Raw genomic sequence first — 24,740 nt, 5'->3', positions numbered from 1 at the left:
AGCGATGAACGGGAGCTCACGGCACGGTTCGGGTTCGGGGCGTGCCGTCAGTTCCCGTTCGACGCGGTCAGCACCGCGACGATGTCGTGCTGGCCGCGGGACTGCGCCTTCTGCAGCGGCGTGCGGCCCCGCGCGTCGCGGATCGACGGGTCGGCGCCGGCGTCGAGCAGCGGGACACGACATCGAGGTACCGGGCCGATCCGTCGCCGTAGACGATCGCCTCGTGTAGCGCCGTCCAACCCGGGTCGTTGACGTGGTTCACCGGCACCCCCGCCCGGATCAGGGTCCGCACGGTCTCCACGTGCCCGTACTCGGACGCCGGGATCAGCGCGGTCCCACCGAATCGGTTGGTGCTGTGCATATCAGCGCCGCCGCCACGGCGACCGCGTTCGCCTTGGTCGCCTCCACCAGCGGGGTCCGGCCGCCCGCACCCCGGGCCTCTACATCGGCTCCGCCGGCGAGAGCGTCGCGCACTCGGACCGCGTCGCCCGTCCGTACCGCCGCGAAGAGCGCCCCTTCGAGTTCCGGCGTGGACACCGGCGTGGGTACGGGCGACGCGACGTCGGAAGACACTGGCGTGGAATATGTCTCGGGCACCTCGGCGCTGCCGCACGCGGCCGCCGTCAATGCGACGGCGGCCAGCAGGACGGCAGCCCTCACTGCAGGCTCCCGGCGATCTCGGCGAGTCCGGCTGCGGCGCAGGCCTGGTCGGCGTTGCCGTCGGGCGCACCGCCCACCCCGATGCCGGCGATCGACGCGTTACCCACGTTCACCGTGACACCACCGGGCAGGAACAGCGTGCCGGGCAGGTCAGCAACGGTCGGGCCGTCGCCCTTCGCGCGGCCGGTGAGGTCGCTGGTGTTCGCACCGAACGCGGCGGCCGTGTAGCCCTTGGCCCGCGACGCCTCCACGGTGTGCTGGGCCGCGTTGTCGCCGCGCAGCATCGCCTGCACGTTGCCGAAGCGGTCCACCACCGAGACGGTGACGTAGCCGAGGCCGTCGGCCTGGCACTTCGCGAGCGCGGCCTGCGCGGCGCGGCCGGCGGTCGCCACGGCCAGCCGGTTCGCGGAGACGGTGCCCTTGTCGGCGGCGCCGGGCTGTTGCGACGAGACCGCGGCGGGCGCGACCTCCATGGCGGTGGGCGGAGCGGCAGCGTCGTCGGTCGATCCGCAGGCGGCCGCGGCCAGCAGGGCAACGGTGGGGACGGCGATCGCGAGGGCTCGGGGCAGGCGGAGGGAGGTGGTCATCTTCGGTCCTCTCGGAGGTGGTGAATCGATCGATTCGAGCCTCGCTCCGACGGCTGTTCGACGGCATCGCCCGCCCGTCTGCGCTGGTCTCGACCCTCCGGCCACGCAGACATCATCCGAATGGCCGATCCGCGCGGGTTGCGGTCTCCATAGGATCGGGCCGTGCAGGACAAGTCGGCGTTCCGCGGACCGATCGGGGTCGCGATCCACCTCTCGTTCTACGTGCTGCTCACGGCGTCCACGGCCCGCTACCTCACGTATCACGGGTTCGGCGACCGCTGGGTGGTCATCGCGAGCCTCGTCGCCGTACTCGCGGCGCTCTACACGGTGATCGTGGTGACCTCGCGCCGCGGCGCGGTGTGGCAGCCGTGGGTGTGGCCGATCCTGAGCACGTGGGTGGCACTGGTGTGGCTCGCGCCGAGCTTCGCGTGGACGGCGTTCCCGATCTTCTTCCTCTGCACCCGCGCGTTCCCGCGGTGGCTCGCGTTCCTGGTGGTCGCCGCGCTGGCGGTGTTCACCGGCATCGAGTTCGTGTCGTTCAGCGGGCGGACCGAATGGGCGGTGTTCCTGGCCCCGCTGTGCACGGGCGCCCTCATCGTCCTCGCCTACGGCCAGGTGGAGCGCGACAGCGCCGAACGGGAACGACTGCTCGGTGAACTCGTCACCGCCCAGTCCAGGCTCGCCGAGACCGAGCGGGAGGCCGGCGTGCTGTCCGAACGCGAACGGCTCGCGCGGGAGATCCACGACACCGTCACACAGGGACTCACCAGCGCGCTGCTGCATCTCGAGGCGGCCGAGCAGGTGTGGGAGCAGCCGGGGCCACGGGCGCGGGAGGAGGTCCACGTCGCAACGGCGTCGCTGCGCGAGAACCTGGCCCAGACCCGGGATCTGGTCCACTACCTGAGCTCCCCCGACCTCGAGACGCAGACGCTGGAAGCGGCGCTGCTCGCCGCCGCCCGCGGATATGTTCCGTCGGCGCAGCTTCGGGTGATCGGCGAACCGGCGCCGCTGCCGTCCGCCGTCGAGCACGCACTGTTGCGGATCACGCAGAGCGCTGTGTCGAACATCCGCCGGCACGCCCACGCGCAGACTGTGGGGGTGACCCTGACATACCTGCCCGACGCCGTCGCCCTGGACATCTTCGACGACGGCATCGGCTTCGACGTGGGCGACCGCAGCGGATTCGGGCTGACGGCGATGCGGCAGCGGGTCGAGGCGCTCGGCGGGACGTTCTCGGTGGAGAGCGCACCCGGCGAGGGCACCGTCGGGGCCGCCCAGGTTCCGGTCGGGGGTGCGGCGTGATCTCCGTGCTGCTGGTGGACGACCACCTCGTGGTTCGCGCGGGGCTGCGCGCCCTGCTGGACTCGCAACCCGACATCGAGGTGACCGGCGAGGCCGACACCGGCGAGGACGCCGTCGCGCTCGCCGCGGACCGCGCACCGGATCTGGTGATGATGGATCTCGCGCTCGGCGCCGGAATCGATGGGGTGGAAGCGATTCGATGCATCCGCGCCGCCCGGCCCGACCAGCCGGTGCTGGTGTTCACCACCTACGACACGGATGCCGACGTGGTGCGCGCACTCGACGCGGGCGCGATCGGCTACCTGCTCGAGGACTCCGCGCCGCGGGACATCTTCGCCGCGATCCGCGGCGCGGTCGTGGGCCAGAGCGTGCTGTCGCCGCCCGTCGCGGCCCGCGTGCTCGACCAGATGCGCCGACCCGACCAGGCCCTCACCGCACGCGAGGCGGAACTGCTGACCCTGCTGGCCGAGGGCCTGACGAACAAGGAACTGGGCCGGCGGCTGTTCATCAGCGAGGCCACCGTGAAGACCCACCTCGCCCACATCTACGCCAAGCTCGGCGTCGACTCTCGTGCCGCAGCCGTCTCGATCGCCCTGCGGCGGGACGGGATTCGCTGAGGATACCTATCTGTTTCGGGTGAGCAGCCGGACCTTGCGGGTGGTGCCGGTGCCTTCGAGGGCGTCGCGCAGGCCGTCACCGAACGTGGAAAGCGCCAGAACGGTTGCGACGATCATGACCGCAGGCGCGATCAGCGCGGCAGGAGCGGTGTAGACGTTGTCGAATGCATCGCGCAGCATGCTGCCCCAGGATGTCTGCGGCGCCTGCACGCCGAGCCCGAGGAAGCTCAGCGATGCCTCGGCGACGATCGCAACGCCGGCGGAGAAGGTGAGCTGCACCAGAATCGGGGACGCAGCGTTGGGAAGCACATGCCGCCACAGCAGCCGCCACTGCGAACATCCCAGTGCCCGACAGGCTTCGATATAGGTTTCGGTGGCGACAGACTCGGCGGCTCCGCGGGCGAGACGGAAGAGTGACGGCGCAAGCACGATACCGATGGCGAGCATCGCGTTGGTCAGTCCCGGGCCGAGGATGCCGACGACGGCGATGGCCAGGATCAGGGGCGGCAGCGACTGCAATGCGTCGGAGATCCGCGACAGCACGGCCCCCACCCAGCCGCCGAGCAATCCGGCGAGCAATCCGAACGGGATTCCCAACAGCGCGGCGACGCCGACGGCCTGCACGATGGCCGCGAACGTCACCGACGCTGCATCCAGCAGTCGGCTGAGATTGTCGCGGCCGTACAGGTCGGTCCCGAGGAGGTGCGCTCCGTCGGCCGGGGCGAAACTGTTCGACAAGTCCTGCGCATTCGGGTCGTACGGTGCGAGCAGGCCGCCGAACGCGGCCAGCAGCATCACAACGACGAGGAATCCCAAGGCGACCATCGCCAACCGGTTGCTCCGCAGCAACCGGAGCGGGCGACTGGTGGTCCAGAAATGGACGAAGGGATTGGGCGGACGTGTCACCGCGGCATCGGTCGTGCTGATCATGGTCAGGCCTTTCAGACGCGAACGCGAGGATTGAGGTAGCCGTAGGTGGCATCGACGATCACGTTGATCACCACGATGAACACCGCGCAGACCATGACGATGCCGAGGATCACCGGGACGTCGCGAGAGAAGACGGAGCTCACCGCGAGTGTGCCCAGTCCCGGGAGCGCGAAGACGAACTCGACCGTCACCGCACCGGCAAGGACCCGCGAGACCTGCAGGCCCAGCACCGTGATGATCGGTACGCCGGCGTTCTTGAGGCCGTGTTTTCCGATGATCGCTTTCTGCAGCAGACCTTTGGCGCGAGCAGTGCGTATGAAGTCCCGGCCCAGCACGTCGACGAGCGAGGCGCGAGTCTGTCGCGCCAGTTCGGCAGCGGAGATGGCGGCGATCGCGATCGCCGGAAGGATCAGATGCTGCAGCCACGCACCTGCTCCGTCGGTGAGCATCGCGTATCCGGTGGCAGGGAAAATCGGACTGAGGATTGCCAACGGGATCACCAACGCCAGCGCAACGATGAACGGCGGCACCGCGATGGCCACACTCGAGAGTACGGTCAGCCCCCGGTCCAACCACGAGTTCGGGCGCACCGCAGCGGCGATGCCCGCCGGCAGTCCGACGGCCACCACGATCAGCATCGTCACGAACGTCAGCGAGAGGGTCACCGGAAGTCGTTCGGCGATGATCTGCACCACCGACTGAGTGCTGTAGAGCGAGGTCCCCAGGTCTCCGGTCAGCGCCCCACCGAGCCAGTCGAGGTACCGCACGATCAACGGTTGGTCCAGCCCGAGCGCCTGCCTGGTCTGTTCGATCTGCTCGGCGCTGGCATTGTCACCGGCCAGCGCCGTCGCCGCATCGCCCGGAACGAGATCGACGAGCGCATAGACGAAGAAGCTGACGAACAGCAACATCGGGATCGCCGAGGCGATCCGCTTTGCGATCAGGGTCAGCATCAGGACTCCTTCGCGGTGCCGACCATCGCCGACGCGGCACGCCCCGCGCCCGCTTGGGCTCGTCTGCCGAGGAAGTGCGCCCGCGGATCCGGGATCGCCTCCAGCAAGGTCTTGGTGTAGGCGTGCTGCGGATCGGTGAAAACCTGCTCGGTGGGCCCCATCTCCACGATCACACCCTTGCGCATCACGGCGACGCGGTGCGCGAGGAACCGCACGAGCGACAGGTCGTGCGAGACGAACACATATGCCAGTCCGCGCTCGCGTTGCAGGTCGATGAGCAGGTTGAGCACCTGCGCCTGGATCGAGACATCCAGTGCCGCAACGGGTTCGTCACACACGATGAAATCCGGCTCGGTGGTCAGCGCTCGCGCAATCGCGATGCGCTGCAACTGGCCGCCCGAGAACTCACGCGGATACTTGTCGAGCTGGTCGGCCCGCAGCCCGACCCGCGCCAGCAAGGCGGTCACCGCGGCGTCGCGTTCAATCCCCTTCAAACCGCGGTGGATCGTGAGCGGCTCACCGACCGCCTCGCGGATGGTCATATGGGGGTCGAGAGACGAGAACGGATCCTGGAAGATCATCTGAGCCCGTTGCCGGAACTCGCGCAGCTCCGCCCTGGACAGACCGCGAACATCGCGGCCGTCGAACACGATCGATCCCGAGTCCGGTTCGATCAGTCGCAGGGCAAGACGGCCGACGGTGGACTTGCCTGCACCGGATTCCCCTACGATCCCGACGGTCTCTCCCCTCTCGACGGTGAAGGAGACATGGTCGGTCACCGTGGTACGTTCACGCACCCGACCGAGCAGGTTCCGCTTCACCAGATAGGTCTTGACGAGATCCGATACTTCCAGCAGCGGGCTCATCCCGTGATCCCTTCCAACACCAGATCATTCGCGCGTACACATCGCACCGCCCGCGTGGACTCGGCTGCCGCACCCGCGAGTGGAACGGGGCCGGCTTCGCATTCCGGACCCGCATGGGGGCATCTCGGCGCGAACCGGCACGAATCCGGCCAGTCCCACGGTGCGGGTACCGCTCCCGCGATCGCCTGCAGCGGAGCCGACCGGTCCCGGTGATCCGGAATCGCATCGAGCAGGCCCTGGGCGTAGGGGTGCTGCGGGGACAGAAACAGATCCTCGACCGGTGCGGACTCGATCACCTGTCCGGCGTACATCACATTGACGGCGTCACACATCTGCGCGACGACGCCGAGATCGTGGGTGATGAACAAGATCGCAACCTCGAACTGCTGCTGCACCTCTCGCATCAGATCGAGCATCTGCGCCTGCACGGTGACGTCCAGGGCGGTGGTCGGCTCGTCGGCGATCAGCAGTTTCGGTCGGCACACCATTGCGATCGCCAGCATCACCCGCTGACACATCCCACCGGAGAACTCGTGCGGATAGGCATCGGCGCGCCGCGCCGCGTCGTCGATCCCCACGGCGTCGAGCATCTCCACCGCGCGCGCCCAGGCGGCCTTCCGACCCACCCGTTCGTGCCTGCGCACGACCTCCGCGATCTGCGACCCGACAGAGAAGGCCGGGTCCAGGCTACGTCGGGGTTCCTGAAAGATCATCGACACTTCGGTGCCGCGCACATCCGCCAGCTCACGATCGGTCATGCCGACCAGCTCACGGCCGGCCACTCGGATCGACCCCGACACCTTCGACGTCGCCGCCGGCAGCAATCCCATCGCGGCGAGTGACGTCACCGTCTTGCCGGACCCGGATTCCCCGACGACACCGACCACCGATCCCGCCGGTACCGACAGGTCGACTCCGTCGACCACCCGGGTCCATCCACGATCGGTGACGAAGTCCACCGACAGTCCCTCGACCCGCAACACCGGCTCCGCATCAGCGTGCGTCGACGTCAATCGGCCAGCGACATCGATACTCATGCAACAACTCCCGAACTCTGAGGGCCTGCAGCCACTATGGGACTGTGGCGAAGAAGGGGTTCGCAAATGACTGGAAGCATGTGACAGTTCACATCTTTAACGAACGTTAGTCATCTTCCATCCGAAACGTCAATAGCTGAAAGCTCGTGTCCTGTTGTCTACCAACATGTTTACAAACAAGCATGACCGGGGATCGGCTGCCGCGGCGGTCCGATACGCAGAAGATCGCGTTCGGCCGTACCGTCACAGCCAATCCCCGGTCATGCTTTCGTTCATCGGTGTCAGCGTTCAGCCACCACCGGTTCGACGGTTCGAGTGGCTACTTCGCCACACCGACGTGCCGTAGGTCAGGGACTCCCTGGATTCGGGACATCGCCATCTCGGTGGCTCCGATGACCTTGTCGGAATAGGCGAACTGAGTGGGGGTCGCACAGATGAAGACGTTCATTGCCTGCTCGGTTGCGATCGAGGCGGTGTCCTCGAGGAGTTGCGTGCGCTGGTCCTCGGTCAGAGCCGGGTCGAACGCTCGATCCAGGGTCTCGTCGAAGCCGGCGGGACGCGGTCCGGGGAACAGCTGGGGCGTCCGGTACCAATACTGGAACGACTGCAGCGAACTCGCCCGTGGCACCCGGCCGTTGAGGACCGCGTCGTACGCATCGCCCTGCGCGAACCGGGCATTCATCTCCGCTTGATCGACTTCCTGATAGTTCACCTTGATTCCGATGTCTTCGAGCTGCGATCGCACCGCGGTCGCAAGTTCAACCACCGGGGAGACCCGCGACGGCGCCATCATGTCGATCTCGAGGCTGCTCGCACCGGCCGACTCGAGAATCTGTCGGGCACGCTCCGGGTCGAAGTCGTATCGGATCGGCGGCTCTTCGAGGTATCCGACGGTTCCCGGCGTGGCGGCCTGCGGATTGGGCGTGCACTGACCGTGCATGATCGATTTGTTGATACCCTCCCGATCGATCGCGAAGTTCATCGCCTGACGAACCTCCGGCCGAGCCATGTCGGCAGAGTTCGTGTTCACATTCACCACGTACTCCGTGGAGGGCGGGTAGGAGTAGAAGCCGTATCCGCGACCGAGATTCGACGCTTGAGTGTAGTCGACGGGCATCACGTACGCGAGGTCGATCTGGCCGGAGCGCAGCGCGTTGATGCGCGCGTTGCCATCCGCGTAACCGGTGATGGTTATCCGTTCCGGCAGCTGCGCGGACGGGTCCCAGTACCCATCCCTCCGCACGTACGAGATCGAATCACCTACGCGCAGGGTGTCCAGCTTGTACGGTCCGGATCCGACCGGTCGCACGTCGAGATCCGGGTTGTTCACGGCGTTGGGACTGATGAGCATCCCCTCGACGCCGGACAGGACGTACGGAAGATCCGAGGCAGGCCGGTTCGTCCGTATCGTTACCCGCAACGGATCCACAACGTCGATGCCCTCGACCATCGAGAAGAAGCTCGAAACTGTCGATCCCGGTAGGCGCATGGCGCGCTCCAGCGAGGCCTTCACCGCTGACGAATCGAGCACCGCGCCATCGGAGAACGTGACGTCGTCGCGGAGAGTGAAGGTTACGGATCGGCCGTCCGGTCCGAATTCCCACCCGGTGGCGACCATCGGGGCGAGCACCGCTCCGTTCTCACCGTTCACGATCTGGGTGAGACGATCGTAGAGCGGCGTGAGGTACGGATATGCCGCAACGGTCGAGGGCGCCGTGTAGGGATCCACCGGCCGCGGCGGGAGGAAGTAGCCCACCCGCAGGTGCCCGGCCGGATCGGCTTCGGAGACGGCGGGTCCCGTCGTTGTTCGCTCCTGCGCGGCGGGTTGGCCGCCGCATCCGGTGACGGCGAGCGCAAGGATCGCAGCGGCACCACAGACTTTTGCACCTAGAAATCTCACGATTGTTCCTCTCGCAGGAAGGGTCTCGATCGACGAAAGACGTGGCGGTTCCGCCAATTCGACTCAGGTGAACCGTCTATCGAGGTCGGTTGAACGTCGTTCACACGCCGGCCGGAGCCGTACGCCGGTCGGTCATCGTGATGCTCGCCGACACCGGACAGAACACACCACCAAGTTCACACTGACTGTTGTTCAACGCTTTTCGCCTCTCTTCACCAAGATTCGTGGCACGGCATCGACCGACTCGCGGATCATCGATACCGGCCGGCCACCCAGGGCCGGCACGCGAAGCATCCACCGCTCGGGGACTACCTTGCTAGAAGATCATTCTGTTGTCCAGAGAACCGTCGAAATCCCTGTTCGCAGACAGCCCGCCGGCCTGCAGGGCACAGCGTCGGCGCACGCACGGATCGCCCCGGCCGGAAGAATCGGAAGATGTCTCTGCTCGCCAGAATCAGCCCCTGCGGAAAAAGCGCCCTGCAGGCACTCTAGCGAGCTAACGAACGATAGATTGGTCTTGACACCGGTAGCTTCGCGACTGTTCAATCAGACCTGACTCACGCCGGTGAGCCACGTCACACGACCGGAGGGATGCTCAGCCGATACCGAGGAAACCCCTACCGACACAGACGATCCGCATGGCTCACTGCCATCACGCACGTCCGTCGAGACAGCCGAGGGTTCGAGGCGCAGTCCGAACGCCCGGAGCGGCGGCGGCCTGCAAGGAGGGCGGGCGATATCGAGAATCTCTGTATCGCAGGATGTTTGAGATCCGCTGGTTGTCGTGCAACGACGGCAGCGCCTTGCCCGAGGAGGTCGAACTCGCGGGCATCGACATACCCACCCGGGAACCCGCGATACTGCAGCGTCGCCAGCAGCCGATGAGCCGTGGACGAGGCCACCGACAGGTGCTCACTCACCTCCGTCGTTGACCGGCGACTTCACCCCCGGCAGTACAGAGCCGCCGGGGGCCGACCACCAGGACCCGAGCTCCTCGTCTTCGACCGTTCGAGCCGGCCGTCCCAGGTGTCCCGCTACAGCTGGAACCGCTGTCCGATCCACTCCGCAATCACGTCAGCGACCTGCGGGCGAGTATCTGTCGGCCGGTCGAAGTAGTGATCGCCTGGGATCGTTGCGGCGGTCTTGTCCACGGAGGCAAGCCCGTTCAGGAGTGCCTCGGCATCGCTGGGAAACACCCCGGTGTCTGCGTCACCGTTGACGACGAATCCCGGCACCGAAATGTTCGCCAGGTGAGGACCGGCATTGCACTGCGAAGTCTCCTGACTCCACATCGAGAGCCATGTCCGCAGTGTGCACGACGTCACCAGGCCCCAGGTCGAGCCGTTCGACTGTTCGGGCTCACCGTGGTAGCACAGGTTCGGCTTGCGCCCGTTGGGGTCGATGGTCGGATCCACGAATCGTGGGTCCGCCCATGTCCGCGCGACCGTGAAGACACGATCGCGCTGACCGGCGGCGGCGACGCGACGCAGCTCGGACTTGGCCCACGCAGTGATCCGAGCATTGCGGTCGCGCTGCGCGGCCCGGTAGCGGGTGAGGAACTCGGCTGTGAACGGTCTCTCCCGCTCGGGGTTCCACAGGTCGAGTTCGGGATCGGTGAGTGTGGGGTCGTTCTCGTCGATGACCGCAGGGTCGAGCTGACTGGTCAGTACGTCGGGGCGACCCTGGTGTGCCGCCAGTGCAATGAAGGCGTCGCCCGGTACGAGATCGTCGAGTCCGGGCGCCGGTCGCATACCCGGTAGGGCAACGACATTCGGTTTGGTCGCATGCGACTGGTATGCCGCCATCAGTGAGCATCCACCGGAGTTGCCGAGGATGATCACCGACTCGACGCCCATCTCCTCGCGTAGCCACCTCACGCCGACTCCGATGTCGACGAGTGCCCGATCGAGCAGGAAGTGCAGTGGATCGTTGCGGAACCGCGTGTTCCAACCCAAGAAGCCGAATCCGCGTGCGGCCAGATGATCGGCCAGGTAGTGCTGGGAGAAGTCGACGTTGTAGTGGGTTGCGATCACGGCAACCTTCGGCCGGGTTCCCCGAGGACGGTGGTAGACGCCCTGGCAGGGCCAACCGCCCGCTCCCGCCCGGGGCTGGCCCGGAGCGGCCAGGCCGACGAACGTGGTCTCGATCTCCGATAGCTGTGTCACGTCTTCCTCATGCCTCCATCAGTTCTTCGTCATGCCATCGTCGGCGTGTCGTCCACGCTCAGACCGAGCATCGGCAGGCACTGCTCACGAACCTCACTCTTGAGGATCTTGTTGGACAGGCCGCGAGGGAGCGGATCATCCTGGAACAGGACATATTTGGGGGCCTTGTAACGGGCCAGATGCTGACGGCAGTACTCGATCAGCTCGTCGGCGCTCGGCGCTTGTGCTGCGTGCTTGTCGCGTCGTGCGATCAGCGCCGGCACCTCACCCCACTTCTCGTCGGGGGCGGCGATGACCACGAGTTCGCTGATCCCGGGATAGCCCGCGAGCACGCGCTCGATCTCGGCGGGGTAGATGTTGACCCCACCCGAGATCAGCATGTCCTTGGCGCGGTCGACGACGTAGAAGTAGCCTTCCTCGTCCTGCCTGACGAGATCGCCGGTACGCAGCCAGCCGTCGACGACCGCATCGCTGGTGGCCACGGGATCCTCCCAGTAGCGCTCCATGATCTGGGGCCCGCGCAACCACAGCTCGCCGACATCACCCGGGGCAACGTCGTCGCCCGAGATCCCCACCACCCGGGCCGTCGTCTGCGGCGTCGGGATACCGGTGGAGCCCAGCTTCTTCTCCGACATCTCGCCGGACAGCGCCAGACACAGCCCACCGCTTTCGGTGAGGCCATAGCCCTGGCACACATACAGCCCCCTACGCCCGAACGCCTGCAGCATCGCGACGGAGATGGCCTGGCCACCCGTGCCGAGCATCCGAAGGCTGGACAGGTCGGTCGACTCGAAGGTTGCGGCCTGAGTGAGCGCCTCCAGAATCGATCCGACCGCGATGAACTGGGTGATACGACGTTCCTCGAAGACCTCGAGGGTCCGTACCGGGTCGAACTCGGCGTCGAGCACGGTCTGACCGCCCACCGAGTACAGCGGCATCCACATCGCGATCAGTCCGCCGGTGAAGGCGAGCGCATAGGGGAAGTACGTGCTGTCGGTGGAGTTCCACGCATCGATCGCGATCCGCTCGGCGCACACCGCGAGCACATTGCGGTGACTGAGCACTGCGCCCTTGGGTACGCCGGTCGTTCCCGACGTGTAACAGATGAACGCCGGATGGTCGCCGGCGAAGAACGCCCGCGGGTCCTCGGGCGCGGACGCAGCCACGACCTCTTCGAACAAACGCTCACCGTCGCGAGGCGCCGCGGTCACGATGAGCCGGTGCCGGCGGACCGCCTGTTCGTCGTACTCGAGGAGGGTGTCCAGCATCGCTCGGTCCGCGACGATCGTCGTCGTACCGCTGCGGTCGATGATCTCGGCCAGCTCCGCAGGTGCCAGCCGGTAGTTCAGCGGCACGAAGGTCGCGCCCAGCTTGAAACAAGCCAGCACCGTCTCGCAGAATTCGATGCAGTTGGGAACGAGTGCCGCCACCCGATCGCCGAGCCCCACCCCGAGGCCGCGCAGTCCTTGCGCGAGCCTCGAGGTGCGGTCGTCCAGTTGTGCCCACGTGAGTTCGCGATCGCCCATCGCGATCGCCATGCGCTCCGGGTCGCGCTGCGCCCAGTACCGCAGTGGTCCAGCAAGATTCATGTTCCCTCCCAGCGGTCTTCAGCTGCGAACGAGGCGGCGGATGCTCCCGTCGCCGTCGCATCCGACAATGATCGACCCGTCGGCCGCGATGGTCACCGACGACCGGCGACCGTCGTTGGCCTGTACCTGCGGCAGTCCGAGAGGGAGATCCGTGGCCGCCACCTCGCGTCGGTCGCCGTCCCGGCTCACGCACACGACCTGCCGTGCGCCCTGATCGGCGACCACCACGTAGTCGTCGGTGAGAGCGACGCCCTGGGGCCGGACGAAGCCGGTCAGCGCACACGGTTCGCCCTCGCCGAGGACCAGCACCGAGCCCGTGGTCTCGTCGCTGACGACGATCGCACCGCGGTCACCGGTGATCGCCGTGACGGTCGTGAGCCCCGACGGCCGCCGCGACTTCACGGTGCCGTCCAGATCCAGGACGACGACGTCACCGCGTCGCATCCCGACCAGCAACTGATCGTCACCGACACCGACGGCATTCACCCCGTCGGCATCTTGGGCGAAGTACTCGGAGTTCGCTCCGCTGAGCGAACCGAAGATCTTGACCCACTCGCCCGAGTCGTCGACACGGCGGAACACCTCGCCGGCCTGACTCAGCGCCACGAGGACGCCGGCGACCTCGACGGCACCGACGGCGGCGAACGGTTGGTCGAGCAGCAGCCTGCTCACCCGCTCGAGGGTGCCGTCACCGTCCACCCGGCAAATGCTCCCGTGGTCGGCCGCAATGAAACCTTCGGCTGCACTGGCGACCTGGTACGGCCCGAGGAACGAGCCCGCCGAGAGCACCGTGTCGAGCTCACCGGTCTCCATCGAGTACCGCGCCACACTCGCCTCCACGAAGTTGGAGACGTAGATGTAGCCGCGTGCATCGATGTCGAAGTTGTCGATGCCGGGGGCGAGGCTCACCAGCCGCTGCCGCTCGCCGGTGCTCAGATCCACCGCCGTGACCTCGCCGATGCTCGCCTGGGCCACGACGAGCCGGCCGTCCGGGGCGAACTTGACCGCGGTCGGGTGCGCGAGGCTGTCGACGACCTTCTCGACCGCACCGGACTCCGGGTCCACGGCCAACACGGTCCCCGCGAAGACCTGCGGCATGTACAGCCGCCGGTCGGGACCCATCGCCAGGGCATTGAGCCAATCCAGACCCTCGGCGATCACCCGGACCTGGTTTCGCTGGTGCCGGTCGATCTCGAGGACCCGACCGCCCTCACGCATCTCGTCGACGTACAACCTGTCGGTCTCGGGGTCGACGGTGATGCCGTTCACCGCGGGGCAGTCGTCGACCAGCACGAAGTACGTGCCGTCGGCGCGGCGACCGCTAATTCTCCCGTTCATCGTTTCGGCCGCGTAGACGGTCCCTTCGGAGTCGAAGGCGATGTCGTCGGGTCCCTGGAGCTCCGAGCCCATCGGTGAAACGGTCGACAGGACGTCATTGTCGGCGTCCCACGCCGAAAGGTGTTCGCCTACAAGCTCCGAGATCCATAAGCGGCCGTCGGCATGGAGCCGTACCCCGTTGGCCCCGAAGAGTCGGGCCGGCTCGCGGACGGTGCCCATCGACCACCCGGCCGCGACACTCGGCGACGTATCCAGGTAGAGCTCGAAGCGGGACACCGCGCGGTTGCCGGGCGGCTTACTCATCGGACACCTGCGCGGATCCGACGAGAGCATCGGAGAACACGGCCTTGCGCTTCTGGCGGAAGGCGAGTTCTCCCTCGGCCAGGTCCTGACTCAGGACACAGACGACCTGGGTACGGTCCTCCATGGTCAACGCGGCCTCGAGGCTGCCGATCTCCTGCGAGGCGTTGAGCGCCTCCTTCGACATCCGCAGGGCCAGCGGCGCCTTGGCCGCGAGCACCCCGGCCACCTCGAGTGCGGCGTCCACGACACCGTCGGGACAGACGCGGCTCACGAAGCCGATGCGCTCGGCCTCGTCGGACTGCACTCGACGGCCGGTCATCAGGATCTCCGTCGCACGACCGCCGATGATCCGGGGGAGCAGGTAGCTCGCACCCATCTCGGAAACCGACTGACCGATATTGATCTGCGCCGCAGAGAAGTACGCCTCCGGTGCGGCCAGCCGGATATCGCTCGCCATCGCGAGAGAGAAGCCGCCGCCGACGCAAGGTCCGTTGACGGCCGCGATCACCGGCTGCGGGATCCGACGCAGCCGCGCCACTACCCCGGAGTACCACGACTGAATGGCCGCCCAGTGCCGATTCGGATCGCTCTCCACGCCGGTCGGGAACACCTCGCCCGACAGGTCGGCGCCGGAGCAGAAACCACGGCCGGCACCGGTGAGCACGACGACCTTGACATCGTCGGCCCGCACCAAGGAATCGAGGTGTTTGGTGAGTTCGATGATCAGGCCGGGGTTGAGGGCGTTGAGCCTGTTCGGGCGGTTCAACGTGATCTGCTGAACGCCCGGGGCGGGGTTCGAAACGAGAATCGGGGCATCCACGGCCTTCATAAGGACTCCATTCAACGGCGGCGGGCCCTCGAAACCGTCTCGAACGGCGGCCACAGCCTGGTCGGAAAATTGGATACCGAGCGCCAGGGCCCACCTTTCGAGGTCGGCTCGCCTGTGCGTTCGGCTGGTGAAAGCATGGCACGAGTTCGGTGACGTCACAAGGGTTTACAGAAAATCCCTCTGCAGGTCAGAATCTGCTATGTTCTCGGGACGACGAAACACCCGGGACCTCACCCTTGGCGATCCCACTCCCTCCGGCGGCACCATCGGCCGCCCCCACATCCGCATTCGGAGGACGTCATGAAACTTGGCCTGAACCTTGGCTATTGGGGATCTGGAAGAGACGACGTTCTCGACCTCGTGCAGCTCGCCGAGGATGTCGGGTTCGACTGCGTGTGGTCCGGCGAGGCCTACGGGTCCGACGGCATTACGCCCCTTGCATGGCTTGCCGGACGAACGTCCAGGATCGGGCTCGGCACAGCCGTTCTCGGCATGGCCGGCCGCTCACCAGCTCTCACGGCACAGACCGCAGCCACGATGGACCATCTCTCCGACGGCCGATTCCGCCTCGGTCTCGGCATGTCCGGGCCGCAGGTCGTCGAAGGCTGGCACGGTATCCCCTACGGCAAGCCGATGCAACGTACCCGCGAGTACGTCGATGTGGTCCGGCAGGTGCTCCGCCGCGAGGCCCCCCTCGAACACCACGGCACCTACTACGACGTCCCCTATACGGGGAGCGACGGCAGCGGCCTGGGCAAGCCACTCAAGATGATCCTGCATCCCCGGCGAGAGAACCTGCCGATCTACCTCGCGGCGATCGGGCCCCGCAACATCGAACTGGCCTGCGAGATCGCCGACGGCTGGTTCCCGGTGTTCTTCTCCCCGCGCAGGTTCGACGCGATCGTTCCCGCCGGGTTCACGCCCCGACCCGACTTCGACCTGTGCCCGATTCTCGACGTGGTCGTGGGAGACGACGCCGCCGAGTGCCGAGCCCAGGTCAAGCCGAGCATCGCGCTCTACGTCGGCGGCATGGGCGCCCGGGGAAAGAACTTCTACAACGACGTCGCATGTCGTTACGGATACACGGACGCGGCAGTGAAGATCCAGGATCTGTACCTCGCGGGACGGAAGGAGGAGGCGATCGCCGCAGTGCCGGACGACCTGGTCGACGACATCGCACTGTGCGGCCCACCCGAACGGATCAAGGAACTGCTCGACCCCTGGACCTCGGCACCGATCACTTCCATGTCCCTCATGACCCGACAGCCTGAGGCGGTTCGCCTCATGGCCGACCTCCTCACCTAGGCGGCAAGATCGTGCAATTCGGTTTCACCCCAGAGCAAGCTGCTCTCCGCGACAGCGTCGGTCGATTCCTCGACGCCTCCGATCGGCAGCAGGTACGAACACTCATGGAGGCCGGCCTCCGCTACGACGAAGCGGTCTGGCGCCGAGCGGCAGACGAGCTCGGCCTGATGTCGGTCCCGATTCCGGTCGAGTACGGCGGTGCCGGTGGCGGGATGGTCGAACTCGCAATCGTCCTCGAGGAGTTCGGCCGCCGTCTCGTCAGGTCGCCGTACCTGGCCAGCATCGGCCTGGCGTCCACCGCACTCCTCGCGACCGACGACGACACGGCGTGCGCCGACTTCCTCCCCCGGATCGCCGAAGGCGAGCTGATCGCCACGTTCGCGCTCCCCGTGGGGGTCGGGTCGATGGCGAACCTCCCGGTCCACGCGTCGGACGACGCGCGACTGACCGGCGTCGCCGACGCGGTCATCGATGCGGAGTCGGCAGGTCTGCTGATCGTGCCCGCGCGCACGTCCAGCGGGACCGGCCTTTTCGCTGTCGACCGCGGAGTCCTCGACGCGCCCAGAGACGCCCCCGCAGACGAGGCCACACCCTACGATCTGGTCACCCGATCGAGCCGGATCCGCTTCGACGACACCCCGTCCGTCCGGCTCGGCGCGCCCGTCTCGGACAAGGTCGAGCGGGCGTTCGCGCACGCGAACATCGCGTTGGCCGCCGAGCAGTTGGGAGGCGCGCAGGCCTGCCTGGACAGCTGTGTCGAGTACGCGAAGACGAGAACGCAGTTCGGACGGGCGATCGGGTCCTTCCAGGCGATCAAGCACCGGTGCGCGGACGTACTACTCAAGGTCGAGGGCGCACGGTCGCTCGTCTATCACGCCGCATGGCTCGCCGACACCGGCGCGACGGAGGAACTCGCCCTCGTCGCATCGATGGCGAAGGCGTGGTGCTCGGACACCTACGTGCAGGCCGCGGAGGCAAATCTCCTGACCCACGGCGGGATCGGGTTCACGTGGGAACACGACGCGCACCTGCACGTCCGCCGCGCCCGGAGTCGCGCAATGACTCTGGGAAGTCCCGACGATCACCGCGACGCGGTTGCCGCCCGCCTTCTGCTCGCCGAGACCCCCTAGGAGCGACCATGGATTTCGCTGATTCGCCCGCTGACATCGCGTACCGGGAGCAGGCTGCGAAGTGGCTTGCCGCGAACGCACCCGCCTTCGAGGAGCCGGACACGGGCAGATTGAGCGTCTTCGGCGCTCGCACCACCGGGGAATCCGTCCGCCACGTGGAGCAGGCCCTCGCCTGGCAGGCCCGCAAGTACGCGGACGGGTGGGCGGGAATCGGCATCCCGGAGGAGTACGGCGGCGCGGGAGGTGATGTCCCCCAGAAACTCCTGTTCACCGAAGAGGAGGGGCGATACCGCCTGCCGCTCGATGCCCAGTCGGTCACGATGGGGATGATCGTGCCGACTCTCTCCCTGTGGGGAACCGCCGAGCAACGCGACCGGTACCTGACACCGCTCCTGGCCGGCAAGCAACTCTCGTGCCAGCTGTTCTCCGAGCCGGACGCCGGATCCGACCTCGCCGCCATCCGCACCACCGCACGCAGGACCGCGGACGGCTGGCGGATCAACGGGCAGAAGATCTGGACGTCCTACGCCCAGTACGCATCATTCGGCTACCTCCTCGCCCGCAGCGAGGATGCTCCCCGCCACCGCGGTCTGACCGCGTTCCTGGTCGACCTGAAGCAACCAGGAGTCACGGTTCGGCCGCTGAAGCAGGCGACCGGAGCGCACACCTTCAACGAAGTCTTCTTCGACGACGCGGAGGTCGCCGCCGACGCGGTTCTCGGCGAGCCCGGCCAGGGGTGGGAGGTCGCGATGACCACCCTGATGGCCGAGCGCTACTCGCTGGAGCCGGATATCGTTGGCGCGCAGCCACTGCTGGAGATGCTCCGCACCAGCACGCACGTCACCGACCCGACGATCCGCCGACAGTTCGCCGACGTGTACACGATCCAGCACATCCTCGGCATCCTGAAGCTCCGGCTGCGCACCGCAGCCAACGAGGGGCGTCCGCCGGGGGCCGAGGGGTCGATCACGAAACTGCTCTCGACGGAAGGCCAGTACCTCGCCGCGGACACCGCGTTGCGCGCCCTCGGCCCGGACGGCGTCCTCGAGAACCCCTGGACCGAACTGCTCACCGGCGCCCTGGGCCTGCGGATCGGCGGCGGAACCGACGAGATCATGAAGAACGTGATCGCCGAACGCGTCCTGGGACTCCCGCGCGAACCACGTGTCCGACAGCAGTAGGAAAGAGTCCGACGATGACCGATGATGTGACCATTCCCCGGAGCCTCCGTGCGGTCGGGATCGTGGGCAGCCTCCGCGCGGGTTCCTACAATCAGCTGTTGCTCGACAACGTCATCCGGCTCTGCCCGGACGATCTGGCGATCGACCCGTTCACCCGGATGGCGGAGATTCCACTGTTCAACGAGGACCATGCCCGCCAGGGTGAACCTCCCGCGGTGGCCGAGCTGCGAGAGGCCGTACGCGCTGCCGACGCGATCGTCATCGCGACCCCCGAGTACAACTACGGCGTCCCCGGGGTGCTCAAGAACGCGCTCGACTGGATCTCGATGCCACCGGGCAACTCCGGACTCGAGGGCAAGGCCGTCGCCCTCGTCGGTGCATCGCCGAGCATCCTGGGTACGGCGCGCGCGCAATCCCAACTGCGGCAGTCGTTCGTGGCGACGCAATCCCATGTGGTGAACCACCCGGAGGTCTTCGTCACCCGCGCGCACACCCGGTTCGAGGATGGCACACTCGTCGATCCAGGGGCCACGAAACTCATTGGCCAACTGCTGAACAACCTCGTGACGCTGGTCCACACCCTCGGGTCGGCGGGCGCGTACTCCACCCGGCTGGGAGCCGTGAATTGAGCGGCCCGCTGGCCGGAGTCCGCGTGTTGGAACTGCAGGGCATGGGTCCACTGCCCTTCGCCGGCATGCTGCTCTCCGATCTCGGCGCGGACGTCGTACGCATCGACCGTCTCGCACCGCGCGGTGAGGCACTGCTGGAGCACGAGCCGGTTGGGCGAGGCCGCCGCTCCGTCGCGCTCGATCTCAAGAACCCTGACGCCGTCGAGACGTTCCTGCGTCTCTGTGAGAGCGCGGATGCGGTGATCGAGGGCTTCCGTCCCGGCGTCGCCGAACGCCTCGGCATCGGCCCCGAGCACTGCCGTGCACGCAACCCGCGTCTGGTCTACGGGCGCATGACCGGTTGGGGCCAGGACGGCCCGCTCGCCCAGACCGCCGGGCACGACATCAACTACATCGCGCTCGCCGGCGCGCTCCACGGCATCGGGACACCCGAGCGTCCCGTCCCACCCGGCAACATCGTCGGTGACTTCGCCGGCGGCGGAATGTTGCTCGCCCTCGGTGTGGTCAGCGCGCTACTCGAGGCGCGGTCGTCCGGACAGGGCCAGGTGGTCGATGCCGCGATCGTGGACGGGGCGGCACTGCTCACCACCGCGATCCACGAACTCATCGCCTCCGGAGAATGGTCCGAGAAACGGGGCAGCAACGTCCTCGACGGCGGTGCCGGTCACTACGACGTGTACGAGACGGCCGACCACCAGTTCGTCGCGATCGGCGCTCTGGAGTCCCGGTTCTACAACGACCTGTGCGACCGTCTGGGTGTCGAGGTCGACCGTACCGCCGACGCGACAGCGACACGGTCCAGGTTCGCCGAACTGTTCGCCACCCGGACCCGACAGGAGTGGTGCGACCTGCTCGAGGGCACCGACGCGTGCTTCGCGCCGGTGCTCAGCCCGACGGAGGCGACGCGGCATCCGGCGAACCGCGCGCGGAATGTGTTCGTCGAGGTCGGTGGCGTCGTACAGCCGGCCCCGGCCCCACGCTTCTCCCGCACGCCTCCTCGGACCCCGGCGCCGGCCGCCACGCCCGGCGCGCACACTCGTGAAGTCCTGGGCGAGTGGGGCGTCGACGCCGTGGAGATCGACGATCTCCTCGCCGGCGGCGCCGCCGGCGAGCGTCCGCAATCATCCGTGAACGAAGGGAACAACTGAATGACCGACGAGCGCTTCAGCGCCGACGATCGTGCGGAGATCATCGAGACCTGCACGAAGATGACGTACTACATCGACGAGCGCCGGTGGGCCGACCTCCACGAGATCTTCACCGAGACCATCACTTTGGACTACGTGGGTGTCTTCGGCGGTGCCCCCACCGACACTCCGCGCGCCGACTACGTCAGGAACGCCGAGCGTCTGCTCGGCAACCTCGACGCGACGCAGCACCAGGTGTCCGGGCACCTCGTGAGCGGCTCGGGCGACGAGGCCAGGTGCATCTCCCAGGTGGTGGCCACCCACGTGAAGCCCAACAACAGCGGTGGACCGCTGTGGACCTCCGGAGGTCAGTACGACATGGGTCTCCGGCGAGGTGAGGACGGCTGGCGGATCAGCTCGGTGCGCGCGGTCCAGCGGTGGTGCACCGGCAATCGCGAGGTGATGAGGCTCGGCAAGCGCGACGTGTAGACCCACGCGCCCCGCCCGGGGGTCGCCGACCGAAACGGTTCGACGGCCCCCGGGCGTTTCGCTGTGCCTGCCGTCAGTGCGGGCACCGCACGCTGTCCCGCTCCCGCCGGTAGACCCCCATCAGCTCTGTCGTGGAAGTGTCCCCATCGGAGACCGCGACGCCGACATCGCACAGGTCGGCCGTCAACTCGAGTGCAGCCTTCTTGCCGAGTTCGACACCCCACTGGTCGAAAGAGTTGATGCCCCATATCGTTCCCTGCACGAAGACCAGGTGCTCGTAGAGCGCGATCAACTGTCCGAGGACCGAGGGTGTGAGCCGGGGCGCGAGGATCGTCGTCGACGGGCGGTTCCCGGACATGATCTTGTGCGGAACGAGTTCCTGCGCAACACCTTCGGACTCGATCTCCGCCGCGGAGCGGCCGAACGCCAGGACCTTCGCCTGGGCGAACATGTTCGCGACCAGCACATCGTGCATCGACCCGTCGGGGTCGACTTCCGTGACGCCGGCTGCCGAATTCACGAACCCGATGAAATCCACGGGAACCAGACGGGTGCCTTGATGGAGAAGCTGATGGAAGGCGTGCTGCCCGTTCGTTCCGGGCTCACCCCAGTAGATTTCGCCGGTCCGGGTGCCCACACCGGTGCCGTCGGATCGGACCGACTTGCCGTTGGACTCCATCACCAGCTGCTGGAGATACGCCGGGAACCTCGCGAGGTCGTTCGCGTACGGCAGTACCGCGTGTGTGTCGGCACCGAAGAAGCTCGCATACCAGACACCGAGCAGTCCGAGCAGCACCGGCGCGTTCGATTCGAGCGGCGCGGTGCGGAAATGCTGATCCATTCGCCTGAACCCGGTCAGGAACTCGCCGAACTGTTCGGGCCCGATCGCGACCATGAGACTGAGTCCGACGGCCGATCCCAACGAGTAGCGGCCGCCGACCCAGTCCCAGAAGCCGAACATGTTCGCTCGATCGATGCCGAACGCTTCGACTCGTTCGACATCGCTCGATACCGCGACGAAGTGCAGGGGTACAGCGTCCTCCCCGAGCACGTTCGTCAACCAACGGCGCGCCGCGGTTGCATTGGTCAGGGTTTCCAGAGTCGAGAAGGTCTTCGAAACCACCACGAAGAGAGTGGTTTCCGGCTCGAACCCGGCCAGCGCGGAGGCCAGGTCCGCGGGGTCGACGTTCGACACGAAGCGCACTTCCGGACCGTCGACACAGGACCGCAAAGCGCGGTACGCCATGGCGGGGCCGAGGTCGGATCCACCGATTCCGATGTTCACGACGGATCGGATTCGACGGCCCGTTGCGCCGCGCCACCGGCCGGATCGGACGCGATCGGCAAAGTCTGCCATTCGGTCGAGAACCTCATGCACGTCGTCGACAACGTGCTCTCCGTCGACGACCAGTCGTGCGCCCCGAGACGCTCGCAGTGCCGTGTGCAGCACCGCCCGATCCTCGGTGCTGTTGATGCGCTTGCCGTCGAACATCGCCTCACGGCACCGTTCGACACCGGCCGATCGTGCCAGCGCGGTCAACAGGTCGAGCGTCTCCGCTGTGACGAGGTGCTTACTGAAGTCGATGTAGAGATCGCCGGCGTTCACGGTGAGGCGACGGCCGCGGCTCGGGTCCGACGCGAACAGCGAGCGCAGATCGGTCGACGCGATCGTGGACTGATGCACCGTGAGCTCCTGCCACAACGCGGATTTCGTGACATCGACTCCGATCATGCGAGGGCACGCAGTCGTGGAGCGAGGTCCTTCTCGAACAGCTCGAGGAACCTCTTCTGATCGTGGCCCGGCGCGTGGAAGACGAGGTGGTTCAACCCCGCGTCGATGTACGGCTGGATCTGCGCCACCGCCTCGTCCGGATCCGATGCCACGATCCACCGCTTGGCCACCTGCTCGATCGGCAACGCATTCGCCGCCTTCTCCATCTCGATCGGATCATCGATGCTGTGCTTCTGCTCCGCCGTCAACGACAACGGCGCCCAGAACCGCGTATTCTCCAGTGCCAGTTCCAGATCCGTGTCGTAGGAAATCTTGATCTCGATCATCCTGTCGATCGCGGCGATGTCGCGTCCTGCGGTGTCCGCCCCCTCCGCGACCGCGGGCATCAGCTTGTCGGTGTACAACTCCATCCCCTTACCCGACGTACAGATGAACCCGTCGCCCGACCGGCCCGCATACCGTGCCACCACCGGACCACCCGCCGCGATGTACACCGGTATGCCGCCCTCGGGCACGTCATAGATCGATGCACCCGTCGTCCGGTAGAACTCCCCCTCGAAATCCACTCGGTTCCCCGACCACAGTTCCCGCATCAACCGGACGGCCTCCCGCAGCCGCGCGAACCGTTCCTTGAATTCCGGCCACGGCCCGGCGAATCCGGTCGCGATCTCGTTCAGCGCCTCACCCGTACCCACGCCCAGCATGACCCGCCCCGGGTAGAGGCAGCCCATCGTCGCGAACGCCTGCGCCACCACCGCCGGGTTGTACCGGAACGTCGGAGTCATCACCGACGTCCCCAACATCAGGTGCGATGTCCGCTCCCCCACGGCCGTCATCCACGCAAGAGAGAAGGGCGCATGACCACCCTCGTGCCGCCACGGCTGAAAATGATCCGACACCGTCGCCGAGTCCATCCCGTGGGCCTCGGCCAGCACACCCAACTCCACCAACTGCCGCGGGCCGAACTGCTCCGCGGATGCCTTGTACCCCAACCGCAGGTTCATGCCGACAACTCCTTCAGACGTACATCGTGTCCACCGAACTGGTTGCGCAGCGCCGAGACCGCCTTCATCGCCGGGGAATCGGGTTGGCGCGAGGAGAATCTGGCGAACAACGCCGCCGATATCACCGGCGCGGGTACCGCGTGCGCGATCGCTTCCTCGACGGCCCAGCGCCCCTCACCGGAGTCGTCGGTGTAGCCCGTCAGGCATTCGAACCCCGGATCATCGCTGTCCGCGGCCACCAGCAACTCCAACAGCCACGAGCGCACCACGGTCCCCCGCTGCCAGGCCTTCAGCACGGCGCCGACGTCGGTGATGAGAGGCTCGGCAGCAAGGAGTTCGTAGCCCTCCGCGTAAGACTGCATGAGCCCGTACTCGACGGCGTTGTGCACCATCTTCGCGTAGTGCCCGGCACCGACGGGTCCGGCATGGACGAACCCCTCGGCGTGTTCGCCGGCGGGCCGCAGGGCGTCGAAGATCGGCATGGCGCGCGCGACGTCGCCCGCTGCACCGCCGACCATCAGGCCATACCCCTCCTGCAGACCCCAAACACCCCCGGACACACCGCAATCGAGATAGGCGATTCCCCTGTCGCCCAGCAACTCACAATGATCCTTGTCGTCGGTGAAGCGCGAGTTTCCCCCGTCTATGACGAGATCGCCGGCCCCGAGCAGGTGACTCAGCTGTTCGATCACGGTGCGAGTCGGCTCGCCTGCCGGAACCATCACCCACACCACCCGTGGAGTCGCCAGCCGGGCAACCAGTTCCTGGAGCGACTCCACGTCACTCGCGGTGGTTCCGGGATCGAACCCGACGACGTCGTGCCCGGCGCCGCGTATGCGTTCGCGCATGTTCGCGCCCATCCGGCCCAGGCCGATCAGACCCATCTGCATTGGCACTCCTCGGAATCGACACGCCATCCGGACAGAAATCGGATTGCACGAATTCGCGCATCCGTTGCGTGAAATCATGCAAACCGTTGCCTGATCTGTCAATATCTGCGCAGCCCGGAAGCTACAATCGACCAGCCCGCCCGGTCGGCAACGGCGGGCACCGTCCGAGGAGGAACT

At 66.9% G+C, this 24,740-nt stretch carries 23 protein-coding genes and 2 pseudogenes; 8 read left to right on the top strand and 17 right to left on the bottom strand.

Annotated elements, in window-relative coordinates; genetic code table 11:
* Positions 1–47: 47 nt before the first annotated feature.
* The 4 genes and pseudogenes from J2X34_RS25980 to J2X34_RS25965 all read right to left on the bottom strand — a co-directional run bounded on the left by J2X34_RS25980 (position 48) and on the right by J2X34_RS25965 (position 1,247).
* Positions 48–239 carry a hypothetical protein gene (locus J2X34_RS25980; protein ID WP_254623063.1) on the bottom strand — a complete coding sequence of 64 codons (192 nt, stop codon included), beginning with the start codon at positions 237–239 and terminating at the stop codon, positions 48–50.
* A gap of 5 nt (positions 240–244) precedes the next feature.
* Positions 245–361: pseudogene (locus tag J2X34_RS25975) on the bottom strand (ankyrin repeat domain-containing protein); the annotation flags it as partial.
* On the bottom strand, positions 325–660 hold the full coding sequence (locus J2X34_RS25970) for a hypothetical protein (RefSeq protein ID WP_258558144.1): 336 nt from the start codon (positions 658–660) through the stop codon (positions 325–327). The pseudogene J2X34_RS25975 and the gene J2X34_RS25970, both read right to left, overlap by 37 nt.
* Complete coding sequence (locus J2X34_RS25965) at positions 657–1,247, bottom strand: GlcG/HbpS family heme-binding protein (protein WP_114724037.1); 591 nt, start codon at positions 1,245–1,247, stop codon at positions 657–659. Before J2X34_RS25965 ends, J2X34_RS25970 begins: the two co-directional genes overlap by 4 nt.
* A gap of 162 nt (positions 1,248–1,409) precedes the next feature.
* Here J2X34_RS25965 and J2X34_RS25960 point away from each other — a divergent pair, with 162 nt between their 5' ends.
* Positions 1,410–2,549, top strand: coding sequence for a sensor histidine kinase (locus J2X34_RS25960; protein ID WP_429520128.1), 1,140 nt, complete (start codon positions 1,410–1,412; stop codon positions 2,547–2,549).
* A complete protein-coding gene (locus J2X34_RS25955) occupies positions 2,546–3,166 on the top strand; it encodes a response regulator (protein ID WP_429520127.1) in 621 nt (206 codons plus the stop codon). The genes J2X34_RS25960 and J2X34_RS25955 overlap by 4 nt, the downstream gene beginning before the upstream one ends.
* A 6-nt stretch (positions 3,167–3,172) precedes the next feature.
* On the opposite strand, the gene J2X34_RS25950 is transcribed toward J2X34_RS25955, so the two are convergent.
* The 10 genes and pseudogenes from J2X34_RS25950 to J2X34_RS25905 form a co-directional block, all read right to left on the bottom strand.
* Positions 3,173–4,096 (bottom strand): ABC transporter permease, encoded by a 924-nt coding sequence (locus tag J2X34_RS25950; protein ID WP_114724034.1) that lies wholly within the window; start codon positions 4,094–4,096, stop codon positions 3,173–3,175.
* Between the two features lie 11 nt (positions 4,097–4,107).
* Positions 4,108–5,049, bottom strand: coding sequence for an ABC transporter permease (locus tag J2X34_RS25945; RefSeq protein ID WP_429520126.1), 942 nt, complete (start codon positions 5,047–5,049; stop codon positions 4,108–4,110).
* Positions 5,049–5,915 (bottom strand): ATP-binding cassette domain-containing protein, encoded by an 867-nt coding sequence (locus J2X34_RS25940; protein WP_429520125.1) that lies wholly within the window; start codon positions 5,913–5,915, stop codon positions 5,049–5,051. The genes J2X34_RS25945 and J2X34_RS25940 overlap by 1 nt, the downstream gene beginning before the upstream one ends.
* Positions 5,912–6,952, bottom strand: coding sequence for an ABC transporter ATP-binding protein (locus J2X34_RS25935; protein WP_114724031.1), 1,041 nt, complete (start codon positions 6,950–6,952; stop codon positions 5,912–5,914). The genes J2X34_RS25940 and J2X34_RS25935 overlap by 4 nt, the downstream gene beginning before the upstream one ends.
* A gap of 319 nt (positions 6,953–7,271) precedes the next feature.
* Positions 7,272–8,852 carry an ABC transporter substrate-binding protein gene (locus J2X34_RS25930; RefSeq protein ID WP_147283588.1) on the bottom strand — a complete coding sequence of 527 codons (1,581 nt, stop codon included), beginning with the start codon at positions 8,850–8,852 and terminating at the stop codon, positions 7,272–7,274.
* Between the two features lie 848 nt (positions 8,853–9,700).
* A pseudogene (locus J2X34_RS25925) lies at positions 9,701–9,778 on the bottom strand (helix-turn-helix domain-containing protein); the annotation flags it as partial.
* Between the two features lie 108 nt (positions 9,779–9,886).
* The gene (locus tag J2X34_RS25920) at positions 9,887–11,017 is read right to left on the bottom strand and encodes an alpha/beta hydrolase (protein WP_258558143.1); all 1,131 of its coding nucleotides are present in this window, start codon (positions 11,015–11,017) and stop codon (positions 9,887–9,889) included.
* A 29-nt stretch (positions 11,018–11,046) separates the two neighbouring features.
* Complete coding sequence (locus J2X34_RS25915) at positions 11,047–12,606, bottom strand: class I adenylate-forming enzyme family protein (RefSeq protein ID WP_429520124.1); 1,560 nt, start codon at positions 12,604–12,606, stop codon at positions 11,047–11,049.
* Between the two features lie 18 nt (positions 12,607–12,624).
* Positions 12,625–14,247 (bottom strand): hypothetical protein, encoded by a 1,623-nt coding sequence (locus J2X34_RS25910; RefSeq protein ID WP_429520123.1) that lies wholly within the window; start codon positions 14,245–14,247, stop codon positions 12,625–12,627.
* Entirely contained in the window at positions 14,240–15,076 is an 837-nt protein-coding gene (locus J2X34_RS25905; RefSeq protein ID WP_114724054.1) for an enoyl-CoA hydratase/isomerase family protein, read from the bottom strand. Before J2X34_RS25905 ends, J2X34_RS25910 begins: the two co-directional genes overlap by 8 nt.
* A gap of 300 nt (positions 15,077–15,376) precedes the next feature.
* On the opposite strand from J2X34_RS25905, the gene J2X34_RS25900 reads away from it, so the two are divergent.
* Genes J2X34_RS25900 through J2X34_RS25875 form a run of 6 tightly spaced genes read left to right on the top strand, consistent with a single transcriptional unit; the run spans position 15,377 to position 20,937 of the window.
* A complete protein-coding gene (locus tag J2X34_RS25900) occupies positions 15,377–16,381 on the top strand; it encodes an LLM class F420-dependent oxidoreductase (protein WP_174907394.1) in 1,005 nt (334 codons plus the stop codon).
* Between the two features lie 11 nt (positions 16,382–16,392).
* A complete protein-coding gene (locus J2X34_RS25895) occupies positions 16,393–17,511 on the top strand; it encodes an acyl-CoA dehydrogenase family protein (protein WP_429520122.1) in 1,119 nt (372 codons plus the stop codon).
* 8 nt (positions 17,512–17,519) lie between these two features.
* Positions 17,520–18,692 (top strand): acyl-CoA dehydrogenase family protein, encoded by a 1,173-nt coding sequence (locus J2X34_RS25890; protein WP_429520121.1) that lies wholly within the window; start codon positions 17,520–17,522, stop codon positions 18,690–18,692.
* Positions 18,693–18,706: 14 nt separating this feature from the next.
* Positions 18,707–19,321 carry an NADPH-dependent FMN reductase gene (locus J2X34_RS25885; protein ID WP_114724023.1) on the top strand — a complete coding sequence of 205 codons (615 nt, stop codon included), beginning with the start codon at positions 18,707–18,709 and terminating at the stop codon, positions 19,319–19,321.
* Positions 19,318–20,469, top strand: a complete 1,152-nt coding sequence (locus J2X34_RS25880) for a CaiB/BaiF CoA transferase family protein (protein ID WP_220181965.1) — start codon at positions 19,318–19,320, stop codon at positions 20,467–20,469. Before J2X34_RS25885 ends, J2X34_RS25880 begins: the two co-directional genes overlap by 4 nt.
* The gene (locus J2X34_RS25875) at positions 20,470–20,937 is read left to right on the top strand and encodes a nuclear transport factor 2 family protein (protein WP_114724022.1); all 468 of its coding nucleotides are present in this window, start codon (positions 20,470–20,472) and stop codon (positions 20,935–20,937) included. It begins immediately after the preceding gene.
* Between the two features lie 73 nt (positions 20,938–21,010).
* Here the strand turns inward: J2X34_RS25875 and pgi are convergent, their stop codons facing one another.
* Genes pgi through gnd form a run of 3 tightly spaced genes read right to left on the bottom strand, consistent with a single transcriptional unit; the run spans position 21,011 to position 24,563 of the window.
* Positions 21,011–22,666, bottom strand: a complete 1,656-nt coding sequence (pgi, locus tag J2X34_RS25870) for a glucose-6-phosphate isomerase (protein ID WP_114724052.1) — start codon at positions 22,664–22,666, stop codon at positions 21,011–21,013.
* Positions 22,666–23,673, bottom strand: coding sequence for a glucose-6-phosphate dehydrogenase (coenzyme-F420) (fgd, locus tag J2X34_RS25865; RefSeq protein WP_114724021.1), 1,008 nt, complete (start codon positions 23,671–23,673; stop codon positions 22,666–22,668). Before fgd ends, pgi begins: the two co-directional genes overlap by 1 nt.
* Positions 23,670–24,563 carry a phosphogluconate dehydrogenase (NAD(+)-dependent, decarboxylating) gene (gene gnd / locus J2X34_RS25860; protein ID WP_114724020.1) on the bottom strand — a complete coding sequence of 298 codons (894 nt, stop codon included), beginning with the start codon at positions 24,561–24,563 and terminating at the stop codon, positions 23,670–23,672. The genes fgd and gnd overlap by 4 nt, the downstream gene beginning before the upstream one ends.
* Positions 24,564–24,740: the final 177 nt, after the last annotated feature.

Origin of the sequence: Rhodococcus sp. BE178 (assembly GCF_050433545.1) — a bacterium.
Lineage (GTDB): Bacteria > Actinomycetota > Actinomycetes > Mycobacteriales > Mycobacteriaceae > Prescottella.
Note: the sequence above shows the minus strand (reverse complement) of the source record. Positions and strands in the feature narration are given on the sequence as shown.

Excerpts from the sequence above, each read along its gene's own strand:
- J2X34_RS25875 (WP_114724022.1), top strand. The coding sequence starts at position 20,470 with ATGACCGACGAGCGCTTCAGCGCCGACGATCGTGCGGAGATCATCGAG.
- gnd (WP_114724020.1), bottom strand. The coding sequence starts at position 24,563 with ATGCAGATGGGTCTGATCGGCCTGGGCCGGATGGGCGCGAACATGCGC.
- J2X34_RS25890 (WP_429520121.1), top strand. The coding sequence starts at position 17,520 with ATGGATTTCGCTGATTCGCCCGCTGACATCGCGTACCGGGAGCAGGCT.
- J2X34_RS25965 (WP_114724037.1), bottom strand. The coding sequence starts at position 1,247 with ATGACCACCTCCCTCCGCCTGCCCCGAGCCCTCGCGATCGCCGTCCCC.
- J2X34_RS25945 (WP_429520126.1), bottom strand. The coding sequence starts at position 5,049 with ATGCTGACCCTGATCGCAAAGCGGATCGCCTCGGCGATCCCGATGTTG.
- J2X34_RS25905 (WP_114724054.1), bottom strand. The coding sequence starts at position 15,076 with ATGAAGGCCGTGGATGCCCCGATTCTCGTTTCGAACCCCGCCCCGGGC.
- J2X34_RS25910 (WP_429520123.1), bottom strand. The coding sequence starts at position 14,247 with ATGAGTAAGCCGCCCGGCAACCGCGCGGTGTCCCGCTTCGAGCTCTAC.
- J2X34_RS25885 (WP_114724023.1), top strand. The coding sequence starts at position 18,707 with ATGACCGATGATGTGACCATTCCCCGGAGCCTCCGTGCGGTCGGGATC.
- fgd (WP_114724021.1), bottom strand. The coding sequence starts at position 23,673 with ATGAACCTGCGGTTGGGGTACAAGGCATCCGCGGAGCAGTTCGGCCCG.
- J2X34_RS25915 (WP_429520124.1), bottom strand. The coding sequence starts at position 12,606 with ATGAATCTTGCTGGACCACTGCGGTACTGGGCGCAGCGCGACCCGGAG.
- J2X34_RS25935 (WP_114724031.1), bottom strand. The coding sequence starts at position 6,952 with ATGAGTATCGATGTCGCTGGCCGATTGACGTCGACGCACGCTGATGCG.
- J2X34_RS25900 (WP_174907394.1), top strand. The coding sequence starts at position 15,377 with ATGAAACTTGGCCTGAACCTTGGCTATTGGGGATCTGGAAGAGACGAC.
- J2X34_RS25950 (WP_114724034.1), bottom strand. The coding sequence starts at position 4,096 with ATGATCAGCACGACCGATGCCGCGGTGACACGTCCGCCCAATCCCTTC.
- J2X34_RS25940 (WP_429520125.1), bottom strand. The coding sequence starts at position 5,915 with ATGAGCCCGCTGCTGGAAGTATCGGATCTCGTCAAGACCTATCTGGTG.